Source organism: Cycloclasticus sp. PY97N (genome assembly GCF_002443175.1).
Taxonomy (GTDB): Bacteria; Pseudomonadota; Gammaproteobacteria; order Methylococcales; family Cycloclasticaceae; genus Cycloclasticus; species Cycloclasticus pugetii.
This window is the reverse complement of the sequence record NZ_CP023664.1, coordinates 847,566-863,553: the sequence shown is the minus strand read 5'-3', so window position 1 is coordinate 863,553 and position 15,988 is coordinate 847,566. Positions and strand designations below refer to the sequence as shown.

Genomic DNA, 15,988 nt, shown 5'->3' with positions numbered 1-15,988 from the left:
TTCCAGTTAGGCAGAAACAAATTCTATTTCTTGCCCAGATTTAATACGAACATACGCTTTTTTTACATCTGATCTTTTACCAAAACCTTTACCAAAGCGTTTAACTTTCCCTTTTACATTCAATGTTTTTACAGATTCAACATCTACACTAAATAGTTTTTCAACGGCAGCTTTGATATCAGCTTTATTAGCACTGCTATCAACCTTAAAGACATATTGATTATTAAGGTCAGCAGCAATAGAGCTTTTTTCCGTAACAACAGGCGCAGTAATTAACTGCAATAAGAATTCCTGATTCATTTTAAGCGCTCCTCTACTAATGCAATTGCATCAGCTGTTATACAAACTTTTTCATATGCTAGTAAAGAAACAGGATCAATTTCATAAGCAGTACAAACATCAACTTTATGTACGTTTCTACTAGCTAATTGCAAATTAACGTCTTCAGCCGCTAAAACGATTAATACATTAGTTAGGCCATTTTCAGCCAATTTAGCATTTAATAATTTTGTTTTAGGTTCTTCAATACTTAGCTCATCAACAACTACCAATCTATCTTGACGGATAAGCTCAGATAAAATTGACTTCATACCAACAGCATACATTTTTTTATTTAATTTTTTGCTGTGATCTTGAGGTTTAGCTGCAAACGTTACACCACCAGTTCTCCAAATAGGACTTCTGATTGTTCCTGCACGAGCACGACCAGTTCCTTTTTGTTTCCAAGGCTTGATACCACCACCACTTACTTCTGATCGAGTTTTTTGCGCACGTGTTCCTGCTCTAGCATTCGCCATATAAGTAACAACAAGTTGATGAATTATCCCCTCGTTATATTCTTGGCCAAAGACCGCTTCAGAAACATCTTTACCTACGACAGGCGTTTGAATATTCATAATTTTGCCTATTTATTTGTTTTAATAGCAGGTGTAATAACAATGTCACTATTCTTTGAACCCGGTATCGCACCTTTAATTAATACCACAGACTTGTCTGTATCAATTTTTACGATCTCAAGGTTTTGAGTAGTCACTCTTTCGTCACCCATGTGACCTGACATTTTTTTACCCTTTAAAACACGACCTGGTGTTTGACATTGCCCAATTGATCCAGGCGCACGATGTGATAAAGAGTTACCGTGTGTAGCATCTTGCATTTGGAAATTATAGCGTTTGATAACACCCGCATATCCTTTACCAATGCTTTTACCACGCACATCAATTTTTTGACCAGCTTCAAATATATCAAGTGATAAATCAGAACCTACTTCAAGGTCAGAGTCTTCTTCAAGTCTAAACTCCCATAAACCTCTTCCCGCTTCAACACCAGCTTTTTTGAACTGGCCCGCCTCAGCTTTATTAACTCGAGAGTTCTTTACATCACCCGTTGTTACCTGCACTGCAGAATAACCATCGGATTGTTCATTTAAAACACGTGTCACACGATTTGGCAAAATTTGTACTACAGAAACAGGAATTGACTCACCTTCTTCTGTAAACAATCTTGTCATTCCGCATTTACGGCCCACTAAACCTAAAGACATGATTTATCCTTTATTTTATATATTTAAAACTGATTTAATTCAGTTTAATTTGAACATCAACACCAGCTGATAAGTCTAGCTTCATCAGCGCATCAACAGTTTTATCAGTCGGCTCAACAATATCCATCATACGTTTATGCGTACGAAGCTCATATTGATCCCTTGCATCTTTATTAACATGCGGAGAAATAAGCACTGTAAAACGTTCTTTTTTTGTTGGTAAAGGAATAGGACCCATTACTTGAGCGCCTGTACGTTTCGCAGTCTCAACTATTTCACGTGCCGCATGATCTATTAAACGGTGATCAAAGCCTTTTAAACGAATTCTTATGGATTGTTTTGACATTTCAATTACTCAATAATTTTAGCAACAACACCGGCACCAACTGTTCGGCCACCTTCGCGAATAGCGAAACGTAAACCTTCTTCCATGGCAATCGGGTTGATTAATTTGACGGTCATTTGCACGTTATCACCTGGCATCACCATTTCGATACCTTCTGGTAAGTCACATGCACCTGTTACGTCTGTCGTTCTAAAGTAGAACTGTGGACGGTAACCGTTGAAGAATGGTGTGTGACGACCACCTTCATCTTTACCTAACACATAGACTTCTGCTTCGAAGTGTGTGTGAGGTGTGATTGATCCAGGCTTAGCTAATACTTGACCACGCTCTACGTCTTCACGTTTTGTACCACGTAGTAAGATACCAACGTTATCGCCAGCTTCACCTTGATCTAATAATTTGCGGAACATTTCAACACCGGTACACGTGGTTGTGACCGTGTCTTTGATACCAACGATTTCAATTTCTTCACCAACGTTGATAACACCGCGCTCAATACGACCGGTTACAACTGTTCCACGACCTGAGATTGAGAATACGTCTTCAACTGGCATAATGAAGTCGCCGTCTACAGCTCGTTCTGGTAATGGGATGTATGAGTCAAGCGCTTCAACTAGTTTAAGCACTGATGGAACACCAATGTCTGATGTATCGCCTTCTAGGGCTTTAAGTGCTGAACCTGTTACGATTGGTGTGTCATCACCTGGGAATTCGTACATGTCTAATAGTTCACGTACTTCCATTTCTACTAGTTCTAATAGCTCTTCATCGTCAACCATGTCCGCTTTGTTAAGGAATACGACAATGTATGGAACACCCACTTGACGTGATAACAAGATATGTTCACGTGTTTGAGGCATAGGGCCGTCTGCAGCTGAACATACTAGGATGGCACCATCCATTTGCGCCGCACCTGTGATCATGTTTTTAACGTAATCAGCGTGACCTGGACAGTCTACGTGAGCATAGTGACGTGTATTTGATTCATATTCAACGTGTGATGTTGCAATGGTAATACCACGCTCACGTTCTTCTGGTGCATTATCAATTTCATCAAAGGCTTTAACTTCTCCACCCATGGCTTCAGCCATAACTTTCGTTAACGCAGCCGTTAATGTTGTTTTTCCGTGATCAACGTGGCCAATTGTGCCTACGTTTACATGGGGCTTATTTCTTTCAAATTTTTCTTTAGACATTGTAAATACCCGTCATTACTTAATATTAATAAAAAATTCTGCTTTTAATCTTTTCTTCTAACGCTTTAGGCACTTCAGCATAACTATCAAACATCATGCTGTATGTAGCCCTACCTTGCGTTGCAGACCTAAGGTCTGTTGCATAACCAAACATCTCGGCAAGCGGCACATCTGCATCAACCATCTTTCCAGCAGGACAATCATCCATACCATGAATAACCCCCCTACGCTTATTTAAATCTCCAACTACATGACCCATGTACTCTTCTGGTGTCACCACTTCTACTTTCATCATTGGCTCTAGCACTTTAGGATCTGCTTTTGCTGCGCCATCTTTAAAACCAAGTGAGCCGGCTATTTTAAACGCCATTTCATTTGAGTCAACATCATGATACGAACCATCGTACAAAGTAACTCTAATATTTATCATGGGGTATCCTGCTAAAACCCCATTTTTCATTTGTTCTTTGACACCAGCCTCAACCGCACCAATATATTCGATTGGTACTGAACCACCGACAATCGCATTTACAAACTCAAACTCTTGATCTTCTAGTGGCTCAATCTTCAACCATACATGGCCATATTGACCCTTACCACCAGACTGCCTTACAAACTTACCTTCTTGCTTCACGACTTGACGGATAGTCTCACGGTAAGCAACTTGTGGTGTTCCAACATTGGCTACCACATTAAACTCTCTAAGCATACGGTCAACGATTATCTCAAGATGAAGCTCGCCCATTCCAGAAATAATTGTTTGCCCTGACTCTTCATCAGTATGCACTTTAAATGATGGATCTTCTTGTGCAAGCTTTCCCAATGCAACTGCCATTTTATCTTGATCTTGTATGGTTTTAGGCTCTACCGCAATTGAAATCACGGGATCCGGGAACTCCATACGCTCAAGTGTAATGGGTGCATTAATTGAACATAAAGTATCACCAGTAGTAACATCTTTTAGTCCAATTGCTGCCGCTATATCACCAGCATATACTTCTTTAACTTCTTGCCTATCATTCGAATGCATTTGCACCAATCGACCAATACGCTCTTTCTTATTTTTAAGTGGGTTATAAACAGTATCACCTGCTTTTAACACACCTGAGTACACTCTAAAAAATGTTAACGTTCCAACAAATGAATCCGTTAAAATTTTAAATGCTAATGCTGAAAATGGTGACTCATCATCAGCACTTCTTATTTCTGGCTCCTCACCCTCAGATACTACTGAGGAAATAGCCGGCACATCTATCGGTGATGGTAAAAAATCCACAACCGCATCCAGCATTGCTTGTACGCCTTTGTTTTTAAATGCACTACCACATAATACAAGCACTAACTCATTATTGAGAGTTCGTAAACGCAGTCCAAGCTTAATTTCTTCTTTAGATAACTCGCCAGAGTTAAGATACAGCTCCATTAACTCATCATTACCTTCAGCTGCTGCTTCAACTAACTGTTCACGAAGCGCTTCACATTCATCTTTTATTTCTTCAGGTATTTCACCTGTTACATGTGAAACACCTTTATCACTTTCATTCCAATAGATCGCTTGCATACTTATTAAGTCTACAACGCCTTTGAAAGCATCTTCAGCACCAATTGCATATTGCAAAGGCACTGCATTACAACCTAATCGAACTTTTAATTGATCGACCACACGCATAAAATTTGCGCCAGCCCGATCCATTTTATTCACAAACGCAATACGAGGTACTCTGTATTTATCTGCTTGCCGCCAAACCGTTTCTGATTGCGGCTCAACACCACCAACAGCACAGAAAACAGCACATGCTCCATCTAAAACTCTTAACGAGCGCTCAACTTCAATGGTAAAGTCAACATGCCCTGGTGTATCGATAATGTTGATACGATGCGTATCATACTGCTTATCCATCCCAGACCAGAAACATGTGGTGGCCGCTGAAGTTATCGTTATACCACGTTCTTGTTCTTGTTCCATCCAGTCCATGGTAGCTGAACCATCATGAACCTCACCCATTTTATGCGACACACCCGTATAAAACAAAACACGCTCTGTTGTTGTTGTCTTACCAGCATCAATATGAGCCATGATGCCTATATTCCGATAACGCTCAATTGGAGTACTGCGAGGCATCTTTATTCCTAAATTATTCTAAATATAATTACCAGCGGAAGTGAGAGAATGCTTTGTTCGCCTCAGCCATACGGTGAGTATCTTCACGTTTTTTAAATGCAGACCCTCTACTTTCTAAAGCATCAATAACTTCACCTGCCAATCTAGCAGACATAGAACGCTCACTACGTTTACGAGAAGCATCTATCATCCAACGCATTGACAAACCCATTCTACGATTTGGACGCACTTCTACGGGCACTTGGTAAGTAGCACCGCCTACACGACGAGACTTAACCTCAACTGCAGGTTGAACCTTCTCTAACGCCTTAATAAGCGCATCAACAGGTTCTGCATGACCCTTGCCTTCAATCGTATCAAGAGCGCCATAAACAATCTTCTCAGCGATTGATTTCTTACCATCAACCATGATCATATTCATAAACTTTGCTAACACTAAATTACCAAACTTTGGATCTGGGAGGATTTCGCGCTTTATCGCTTTTTTTCTTCTAGACATTATTTAAACTCGTTTAATATTAGTTTTTAGGGCGCTTAGCACCATATTTAGAACGGCCTCTACGACGCGCTTCTACACCAGATGTATCCAGGCTACCTCGGACTACGTGGTAACGTACACCAGGTAAATCTTTCACACGACCACCACGAATAAGTACAACCGAGTGCTCTTGGAGGTTATGGCCTTCACCACCAATATAGCTAGTTACTTCTGCGCCATTGGTCAACCTTACACGAGCTACTTTACGAAGCGCTGAGTTTGGTTTTTTTGGTGTTGTTGTATAAACACGCGTACAAACACCTCGTCTTTGAGGACAAGCCTCTAGTGCTGGCACATTGCTTTTTTCTACTTTACGCTTTCTAGGTTTACGAACTAGTTGGTTAATAGTGGTCATATCTAATTTAGAGCTCCAAAAACTCGTGCAAAACATTTTCCACACATCCTATGACGTGCGTTTAAATTCTTATTTAGGTTATTTCAGTAAATATAAAAAATCCAATCTACCGAAGAGCGGGAATTTTAGGCAGATATCACTTATCTGTCAAGCATAATGAGTGCGTAATTATTCTTAGATAAGAAAATGCCAACCCATGGTTCAGGTTGGCATTCTTTAATCCCGCTACAATAGAATAATTAATTATTCTTGCATGTTAAGCGCTTGCTTCAACGCCTCTTCTGCCTCGTCATGTGCTGCTGCTGTAGTCACTTCTTCAACAATCTCTGGGCTCATCGATGCTGCTTTATTTTTTCTGCGTTCTAGGTGATGAGCCAAGCCTGTTCCAGCCGGTATAAGTCGACCAACAATGACGTTTTCCTTCAAACCATGCAAGTCATCTCTGGTACCTCTTACAGCTGCATCTGTTAGCACTCTTGTTGTTTCTTGGAAAGATGCTGCAGAAACAAACGATTCAGTCGCTAAGGATGCCTTTGTAATACCGAGTAGTACATTATCAGCTGTCGCAGGTACTTTACCTTCTGCTTCTAGTTGATCATTAACTTCAAGGAAACGAGTCTTCTCAACTTGCTCACCTTTGATGAATGAACTATCCCCACCAGACGTAATTTCAACTTTTCTTAACATTTGCCTGATAATTACTTCAATGTGCTTATCGTTAATCTTCACGCCTTGTAAACGATAAACATCTTGGATTTCATTTACCAAGTATCTCGCTAATTCAAAAACCCCTCTCAATCTTAAAATATCATGTGGTGTTAATTCACCTTCAGCAATGGTTTCACCTTGCTCAACGTGTTCACCTTCAAATACTGTGATGTGTCTCCATTTTGGTATAAGCAATTCTTTAGTTTCACCATCTTTATCAGTGACTACTAAACGACGTTTACCTTTAGTCTCTTTACCAAAACTTACTGTACCAGTCATTTCAGCTAAGATAGCCGGATCTTTTGTTTTACGAGCTTCAAATAGATCGGCCACACGAGGAAGACCACCGGTAATATCACGAGTCTTACTTGATTCTTGTGGAATTCGCGCCAAAATATCAGCATTTTCTACGCTCATTCCATCAGTGACATTAACAACAGCACCTGCAGGCATAACATAATGCGCAACAATGGTAGTACCAGGGATATAGACCGGCTCACCTTGCTCATCAACCAAGGTAATAGCTGGTCTTAAATCTTTACCGCTACTTCCACGCTGTTTCGCATCTGTCACCACTAAAGATGTTAAGCCTGTGATTTCATCCGAATGTTGTTGAACAGATACACCTTCTACAAAATCGGTAAAGATAACTTTACCATTTACCTCTGTAATAACAGGGTGAGTGTGCGGATCCCATGTTGCTAAGACCGCGCCGGCTGATAAGGTGTCACCTTCCTTAGCTGATAATTCAGAGCCATAAGGTATCTTATAGTTTTCACGAGTACGACCATATTCATCAACAACACTGATCTCACCGGAACGAGAAATAACAATCAGTTTATTCTCTTTGTTCTCAATTGTTTTTAGCTTGTCATTAAACGTTAGTGTACCTTCAGATTTTATCTGAATACTATTGATCGCAGCTGAACTAGACGCCGCACCACCAATATGGAAAGTACGCATAGTAAGCTGTGTACCAGGCTCACCAATTGACTGCGCTGCTACCACACCTACCGCTTCACCTAGGTTAACTAATTGTCCTCGGGCTAAATCGCGGCCGTAACACATCTTACAAATACCCTTACGATTTTCACAACTAATCGCAGAACGGACCATCACCTTATCTACACCCATTTCTTCAAGACGTTCTACCCATGCCTCGTCAATTAGTGTATTCCTTTCAACAATAATTTCATTAGTTGCGGCGCTAATGACATCTTGCGCGATAACTCGACCCAGTATTAAATTACCCAGTGGCTCAACAACCTCTCCACCTTCAATTAGCGGTGTTACTTCAAGGCCATTTTCAGTACCACAATCATCTGTTAAAACGACCATATCTTGTGCCACATCAACCAAACGACGAGTAAGGTAACCAGCATTCGCAGTTTTTAAAGCCGTGTCAGCCAAACCTTTACGAGCACCATGTGTAGAAACGAAGTACTGTAGAACGTTTAAACCTTCTCTGAAGTTAGCTGTAATAGGTGTTTCAATAATTGACCCATCTGGCTTAGCCATCAGGCCACGCATACCAGCAAGCTGTCTAATCTGCGCTGCTGAACCACGAGCACCAGAATCAGCCATCATGTAAACAGAATTAAATGATTTCTCCTTAACTGTTTCACCTTTGGCATCAACGACATCATCGCTACCTAAGTTATCCATCATTGCCTTAGCAACTTGCTCATTAGTATGAGACCAGATATCAATGACTTTATTGTAGCGTTCGCCATTAGTCACAAGTCCAGATGCATATTGACTCTCAACATCTTTAACTTCTTTTTGCGCTGATTTGATTAATTTACTTTTACTTTCCGGGATAACCATATCGTTAATACCAAACGATACCCCTGACTTAGTAGCATTTGAGAAACCAAGATACATAAGCTGATCAGCGAAAATAACCGTTTCTTTATCACCCAATTGGCGATAAGACGCATCAATTAACTGCATAATCGCTTTTTTAGTTAAATCTTTATTAACTAAATCAAAGTCTAATGATTTTGGAACAATATTCCATACTTGAGCACGACCCGTTGTCGTTTCAACAAGACGTCTGGTCACTGTGGTTTCACCGTTTTCATCGGTGTGCATCTCTTCAATACGAATTTTAACCTTTGAATGAAGACCAACAACGCCTGACTGGATAGCACGTGCCGCTTCTTCTACATCACTGAACGCCATGCCTTCACCAAGACCATTGATACGTTCGCGTGTCATGTAGTACAAACCCAACACAACATCTTGTGAAGGCACAATTACTGGCTCACCGTTTGCTGGAGACAAGATATTGTTTGTCGACATCATCAATGTTCTAGCTTCTAGCTGTGCCTCTATTGATAATGGAACGTGGACAGCCATTTGGTCGCCGTCAAAATCAGCGTTAAATGCAGAACAAACTAACGGATGTAATTGAATCGCTTTACCTTCAATCAAGGTTGGTTCAAATGCTTGAATACCAAGACGGTGAAGTGTAGGAGCACGGTTCAGCATGATAGGATGCTCACGAATCACTTCAGCAAGAATATCCCAAACTTCTGGCCCTTCACGTTCAACCTGTTTCTTAGCTACTTTAATGGTTGTTGCTTCACCACGTAATTGTAATTTGTTAAAGATAAATGGCTTAAATAATTCAAGCGCCATTTTCTTAGGTAAACCACACTGATGTAATTTTAAGGTAGGTCCAACAACAATGACTGAACGCCCAGAATAATCAACACGTTTACCTAGTAAGTTTTGGCGGAAACGACCTTGCTTACCTTTAATCATATCAGCTAAAGATTTTAACGGACGACGATTCGTACCTGTAATAGCACGGCCACGTCTACCATTATCTAACAGTGCATCAACAGATTCTTGAAGCATACGCTTCTCATTGCGAACAATGATGTCTGGCGCACTAAGGTCTAATAGACGATGTAAACGGTTATTTCTATTAATAACACGGCGATAAAGGTCGTTTAAGTCTGATGTCGCAAAACGGCCCCCATCTAATGGCACCAAAGGTCTTAATTCAGGTGGAAGTACAGGAAGCACTCTTAAAATCATCCATTCTGGTTTGTTTTTAGATTCAACCAGAGCCTCTAAAACTTTTAGACGCTTAGATATTTTTTTAATCTTTGTTTCAGATTTAGTTGCATTAATATCTGTACGACACGATTCCATTTCAGCGTTCAAATCAAGGGCTTTCAAAAGCCCATCAACCGCTTCCGCACCCATCAGCGCTGTAAATTCATCACCATGCTCTTCAAGGGCATCTAAGTGCTCTTCTTCTGTCATCAAAGTACCGGCTTCAAGCGCAGTTAAACCCGGATCAACAACAACAAATGATTCGAAATACAATACTCGCTCGATATCTCGTAATGTCATATTGAGTAATAAAGCGATACGTGATGGTAGCGACTTAAGGAACCAGATATGAGCAACTGGAGAAGCAAGGTCAATATGACCCATACGTTCACGTCTAACTTTGGACAATGTGACTTCTACACCACATTTTTCGCAAATAACACCGCGATGTTTTAGACGTTTATATTTACCACACAGACATTCATAATCATTAACTGGGCCGAAAATTTTTGCACAGAAAAGGCCATCTCTTTCTGGTTTAAATGTACGGTAATTAATCGTTTCAGGTTTTTTAACCTCGCCATATGACCATGATCTGATCATATCAGGTGAAGCTAGACCTATACGAATGGCATCAAACTCTTCAGTTTGGTTTTGTTGCTTTAAAAAATTGAGTAGATCTTTCAAGACCGTATCTCCTTGTTATCAGTTTTTGTTCAGCTAAATGCTAATAGAAAAAGAAATTAATCTTGTTCTAACTCTATATTGATACCCAGCGCTCTAATCTCTTTAACTAACACGTTAAATGACTCTGGCATTCCTGGATCCATTGTGTGATTTCCATCAACAATGTTTTTGTACATTCGTGTACGTCCAGAAACATCATCAGACTTAACTGTTAGCATTTCCTGCAAAGTATATGCTGCACCGTAAGCTTCTAGTGCCCATACTTCCATCTCACCGAAGCGTTGGCCACCAAATTGTGCTTTACCACCAAGTGGTTGCTGAGTCACTAAGCTATAAGGTCCTGTTGATCTAGCATGCATTTTATCGTCAACCAAGTGATTAAGCTTTAGCATATACATGTAACCTACCGTCGTTTCTCTATCAAACGCTTCACCTGTACGGCCATCATAAAGTTGCACTTGACCCGTGTCTGAACGTCCACCAAGTTTCAACATTTGCTTCACTTCTGTTTCTGATGCACCATCAAACACTGGCGTAGCCATCGGAACACCGCCCTTTAAGTTTTCAGCCAATTCTAGAATCTCATCATCACTAAATGAGTCTAAATCTTCTTTACGACCACTGGTGTTATATACTTTATCTAAAAATTTACGCACTTTATCGACATTGGCTTTTGCTTCAAGCATTTTACCAATTTCATTACCTAAACCTTTAGCAGCCCACCCTAAGTGAGTTTCTAGCACCTGTCCAACGTTCATCCGCGAAGGAACACCCAATGGGTTTAGGACAACATCTACAGGGGTACCATCTTCCATATAGGGCATATCTTCTTCAGGTACAATCATTGAGATAACACCTTTGTTACCATGACGACCCGCCATTTTATCACCCGGTTGAATGCGTCGTTTAACAGCTAGATACACCTTAACCATTTTCAATACACCTGGCTGAAGGTCATCACCCATTGTAATTTTCTTACGCTTTTCTTCAAATAATTCATTAAGATCAATTCGTTGCTGTTCAATTTGTTCAGCTACTGCTTCAAGTTGAACATTAAGCCCTTCATCTTTGAATTTAATTTTTAACCAATCATGATTAGAAATACTAGATAGGTATTCTTTCGTAACTTTAGTGCCTTTTTTCAGTTTCTGTGGCCCAGAAACGGCCTCTTTGTCTAAAATAAGCTTTTCAACACGTAAAAACGTATCACCTTCAACAATCCTTAATTGATCATCAAGGTCTTTCTTAACACTGGCTAATTCTGCATCTTCAATTTCAATTGCACGTGCATCTTTATCAACTCCATCACGTGTAAATACTTTTACATCGATGACAGTACCTTGCATGCTTGAAGGAACTCGTAATGAAGTATCTTTTACGTCAGAAGCTTTTTCACCAAAGATCGCCCTTAACAATTTTTCTTCAGCAGTTAACTGACTTTCGCCTTTAGGTGTTACTTTACCAACAAGAATGTCGCCACCTTTAACTTCGGCACCGATATATACAATTCCAGATTCATCAAGCTTAGATAATGCACCTTCACCTACATTTGGAATATCAGCTGTAATTTCTTCAGAGCCTAATTTCGTGTCTCGTGCAACGCAGACTTTTTCTTCAATATGAATGGTAGTCAGGCGATCTTCCTTAACAACTTTTTCAGAAATAAGAATCGAATCTTCAAAGTTATAGCCATTCCAAGGCATAAACGCGACCATCATATTTTGACCAAGCGCTAATTCACCCATGTCAGTCGATGGACCATCAGCAAGAACGTCACCTTTAGCAATCAAGTCCCCTGGTTTTACCAATGGACGTTGGTTAATACAGGTGTTTTGGTTAGATCGTGTGTATTTTGTACAATTGTAAATATCTACACCCGATTCACCTGTTAACGTTTCTTCATCATTAACACGAACGATAATTCTTGACGCATCAACGTCATCAATTACACCACCACGCTCTGCAACAATTGTTACCCCTGAGTCAACAGCAACAGCACGCTCCATACCAGTACCTACCAGTGGCTTATCTGCCTTAAGGGTTGGAACTGCTTGACGCTGCATATTAGAGCCCATCAACGCACGGTTAGCATCATCATGCTCGAGGAAAGGAATAATAGAAGCCGCAACAGATACAATCTGTTTTGGTGATACATCCATATAGTCAATTTTATCAGCTGTAGCAATGGCAAACTCTTCTGCATGACGACATGTCACCATGTCTTCTACAAACCGGCCATTTTCGTCTATTTCAGCATTCGCCTGCGCGATATAGAAACGACCTTCTTCAATAGCTGATAAAAAGTCAACCTGATCAGTTAATTGTCCATCAACAACTTTTCTATACGGAGTTTCTAAGAAACCGTACTCATTAGTACGCGCATAAACAGCTAATGAGTTGATCAAACCAATATTTGGCCCCTCTGGTGTCTCAATAGGACACACTCGACCGTAATGAGTTGCATGAACATCACGAACCTCAAAACCTGCTCTTTCACGAGCTAAACCACCTGGGCCTAAAGCAGAAACACGACGTTTATGTGTGATTTCTGATAACGGGTTATTTTGATCCATAAACTGCGACAATTGGCTTGAGCCAAAAAATTCTTTAATCGCAGCCGCTACAGGTTTTGCATTAATAATTTCCTGAGGCATTAAACCTTCAGAGTCTGCAATTGAAAGGCGCTCTTTAACAGCTCGTTCAACACGAACTAAACCGACTCTAAATTGGTTCTCAACCATCTCACCAACAGAGCGAATACGTCTGTTACCCAAGTGGTCAATATCATCAACTGAGCCTTCACCATTACGGATACTAATTAGCTCTTTAAGTACATCAATAATGTCTTCGTTACTCAGTACACCAGGACCTGTTATTTCTTCACGGCCAAGACGAAGATTAAACTTCATTCGCCCAACTGTTGAGATGTCATAACGGTCTAATGTGAAAAACAAGTTCTGGAATAACTTTAGCGCTGATTCTTTCGTTGGTGGCTCACCTGGTCTCATCATACGATAAATTTCAACCAAGGCATCTAGCTGATCTACGGTTGAATCAATTTTCAACGTATTTGAGATAAAAGCACCTTTATCAAGATCATTTACATACAGTGTCTCAATTGTCGTTGCACCGCTATGTACAATATCGTCGATATTATCTTCAGTAACCTCTTCATTCAGATCGACAATAATCTCACCTGTTTCTTGGTTAACTATGGGCGTAGCCATAATTTTTCCAATCAGGTATTCACTCGGTACATCAATTTGCTTAACACCAGCTTTGCTTAAGTCACGAATGTGTTTAGCTGTTACTCTACGCCCTTCTTCAATAAGGGTTTTACCATTGACCTTAACATCAAAACCAACAATTTCACCACGTAACCTTTCAGGCACGAGTTCCATTGTGAGTCCATTTTTGTTTAGGTGAAATACATTCTTTTCAAAGAACATATCTATAATTTGATCGTTAGTAAACTCTAACGCTTTAAGTAATACAGTGGCCGGCAATTTTCTACGACGATCGATACGTACATATACGATATCTTTATGATCGAATTCAAAGTCTAACCAAGAACCACGGTATGGAATAACACGGGCAGAAAAAAGTAATTTTCCAGATGAATGCGTCTTACCTTTGTCATGATCAAAGAACACACCAGGAGAGCGGTGCAGCTGCGACACTATAACGCGTTCAGTACCATTAATAACGAACGTACCATTATCAGTCATTAAGGGTAATTCACCCATATAAACTTCTTGCTCACGTATATCTTTTACGCGCTTAGAGCCCGCAGGAGAGTCTTTATCATAAATGACAAGCCTGACCTGTACTCTTAATGGTGATGCATATGTAGCACCACGTGATTGACATTCTTTAACATCAAACTTGGGCTTACCCAATCGGTAACTCACATATTCCAAAACAGCATAACCGGTATGACTAGTTATTGGAAACACACTACCTAACGCAGCGTGAAGACCAACAGAGTCAAGTTCATCTGCTTTTGCAACTTCGGATTGAAGAAAACGTTTGTAAGAACTAATTTGTGTTTCTAACAAGTAAGGCGTTTCCATTGCTCCTTCTTGTCGACCAAATGTTTTACGAATACGTCTTTTCTCAGTATATGAGTACGCCATTTTTAAACCCTTTTTAATCAATTACTTCTAAATTTAGACTACATTCCAATTTAGAAACTTAATACCCTACAACGGGAAATAGGCCGACAGTTAACAACTGCCGACCCTATTCTTTTAAAAGCTTTTATAGCTTTTTAGTAACAACAAGAATTACTTAATTTCAGCAGCAGCACCTGCTTCTTCAAGTTGTTTTACTGTTTCTTCAGCTTCATCTTTTGACACTGCTTCTTTAACTGGAGCTGGAACACTTTCTACTAATGTTTTCGCTTCTTTCAAGCCTAGGCCTGTGATACCACGTACCGCTTTAATAGCAGAAACTTTGTTATCACCGAAGCTTGTCATAATAACGTCAAACTCAGTTTTTTCTTCTACGGCAGCCGCTTCGCCACCCGCAGCTGGTGCAGCCGCTACAGCAGCCGCTGCAGACACACCAAATTTTTCTTCCATCGCTTCAACTAGTTCTACGACGTCCATTACACTCATGTTTGAGATTGCTTCTAAAATATCTTCTTTGGAGACAGCCATTGTCTTAACCCCTATAATTTAAATTTGTTTGAAAAAATAATACCTATGCAGCCTGCTTTTGAACGCGGACAGCATCGACAGTTCTAACCAATTTCGCATGTGGCTCAGCAAGCGTTCTGACGAATTTCTCGACAGGTGCTTTCATCACAGACATCAACATACTGATTGCTTGGTCTTTTGTCGGTAGTTTAGATAGTCGTTCGAGTTCTGAAGCCTCAAGTAATTGGCCACTGACAGAAACAAATTTTGTTTCTAGCTTTGCATGGTCTTTACTAAAGGTTTTCACCAATCGAGCCGCACAACCTGGATCTTCCATCGAGAACGCTACAATTAGCGGGCCCGATAAAGCGTCTTGAATACATTCAAAATCTGTATTTTCAACTGCTTTTCGTACCAACGTGTTTTTTACCACACGTAAATACACACCAGATTCACGAGCTTGTTGACGAAGCTCAGTCATCTCAACAACAGTCAAACCACGGTATTCTGCTGCAACCACTGAAAATGCATTTGCAGCTACCTCAGCCACTTCAGCAACTACCGCTTGTTTTTGCTCAAGATTTAGTGGCATATATACCTCCTGACTACTGTATGTAATAACTTAAGTTATTACGGTTTATAAAACCCAAAAAGGGCACCCTAACGGGGCCATCCTTTAAAATAAAATTAAGGACTTTACCGCCTGCGTAGGAAATTAAGCAAAATCTGCTCCTACGGTCTTTGACGATTGTTAATTATTTTAACAATCCAAAGTTTTGCTTCG

12 protein-coding genes and 1 other annotated feature are annotated in these 15,988 nt (G+C 40.2%); all 12 genes read right to left on the bottom strand.

The features are described 5' to 3' along the window. Positions 1–6 precede the first annotated feature (6 nt). The 12 genes from rplW to rplJ all read right to left on the bottom strand — a co-directional run bounded on the left by rplW (position 7) and on the right by rplJ (position 15,796). Positions 7–300: a 50S ribosomal protein L23 gene (gene rplW / locus CPC19_RS04285; RefSeq protein ID WP_015006517.1), complete on the bottom strand. Its 294-nt coding sequence runs from the start codon at positions 298–300 to the stop codon at positions 7–9. Next, positions 297–896: a 50S ribosomal protein L4 gene (rplD, locus tag CPC19_RS04280; RefSeq protein ID WP_016389916.1), complete on the bottom strand. Its 600-nt coding sequence runs from the start codon at positions 894–896 to the stop codon at positions 297–299. Before rplD ends, rplW begins: the two co-directional genes overlap by 4 nt. An 8-nt stretch (positions 897–904) precedes the next feature. Further along, positions 905–1,543, bottom strand: a complete 639-nt coding sequence (rplC, locus tag CPC19_RS04275; RefSeq protein ID WP_015006519.1) for a 50S ribosomal protein L3 — start codon at positions 1,541–1,543, stop codon at positions 905–907. A gap of 34 nt (positions 1,544–1,577) precedes the next feature. Continuing rightward, a complete protein-coding gene (rpsJ, locus tag CPC19_RS04270; protein WP_015006520.1) occupies positions 1,578–1,889 on the bottom strand; it encodes a 30S ribosomal protein S10 in 312 nt (103 codons plus the stop codon). Between the two features lie 5 nt (positions 1,890–1,894). Continuing rightward, positions 1,895–3,085, bottom strand: a complete 1,191-nt coding sequence (gene tuf, locus CPC19_RS04265) for an elongation factor Tu (RefSeq protein ID WP_015006521.1) — start codon at positions 3,083–3,085, stop codon at positions 1,895–1,897. 25 nt (positions 3,086–3,110) lie between these two features. Then, entirely contained in the window at positions 3,111–5,207 is a 2,097-nt protein-coding gene (gene fusA / locus CPC19_RS04260) for an elongation factor G (protein ID WP_016391042.1), read from the bottom strand. A gap of 28 nt (positions 5,208–5,235) precedes the next feature. Then, positions 5,236–5,706 (bottom strand): 30S ribosomal protein S7, encoded by a 471-nt coding sequence (gene rpsG, locus CPC19_RS04255; RefSeq protein ID WP_015006523.1) that lies wholly within the window; start codon positions 5,704–5,706, stop codon positions 5,236–5,238. 19 nt (positions 5,707–5,725) lie between these two features. Next, on the bottom strand, positions 5,726–6,100 hold the full coding sequence (rpsL, locus tag CPC19_RS04250) for a 30S ribosomal protein S12 (RefSeq protein ID WP_016391041.1): 375 nt from the start codon (positions 6,098–6,100) through the stop codon (positions 5,726–5,728). A gap of 243 nt (positions 6,101–6,343) precedes the next feature. Further along, on the bottom strand, positions 6,344–10,564 hold the full coding sequence (rpoC, locus tag CPC19_RS04245) for a DNA-directed RNA polymerase subunit beta' (protein ID WP_015006525.1): 4,221 nt from the start codon (positions 10,562–10,564) through the stop codon (positions 6,344–6,346). Between the two features lie 56 nt (positions 10,565–10,620). Continuing rightward, the gene (gene rpoB, locus CPC19_RS04240) at positions 10,621–14,700 is read right to left on the bottom strand and encodes a DNA-directed RNA polymerase subunit beta (RefSeq protein ID WP_015006526.1); all 4,080 of its coding nucleotides are present in this window, start codon (positions 14,698–14,700) and stop codon (positions 10,621–10,623) included. 150 nt (positions 14,701–14,850) lie between these two features. Further along, the gene (gene rplL / locus CPC19_RS04235) at positions 14,851–15,225 is read right to left on the bottom strand and encodes a 50S ribosomal protein L7/L12 (RefSeq protein WP_015006527.1); all 375 of its coding nucleotides are present in this window, start codon (positions 15,223–15,225) and stop codon (positions 14,851–14,853) included. A gap of 43 nt (positions 15,226–15,268) precedes the next feature. After that, on the bottom strand, positions 15,269–15,796 hold the full coding sequence (gene rplJ, locus CPC19_RS04230; RefSeq protein ID WP_015006528.1) for a 50S ribosomal protein L10: 528 nt from the start codon (positions 15,794–15,796) through the stop codon (positions 15,269–15,271). Between the two features lie 46 nt (positions 15,797–15,842). After that, positions 15,843–15,967, bottom strand: a sequence feature (ribosomal protein L10 leader region). Positions 15,968–15,988: the final 21 nt, after the last annotated feature.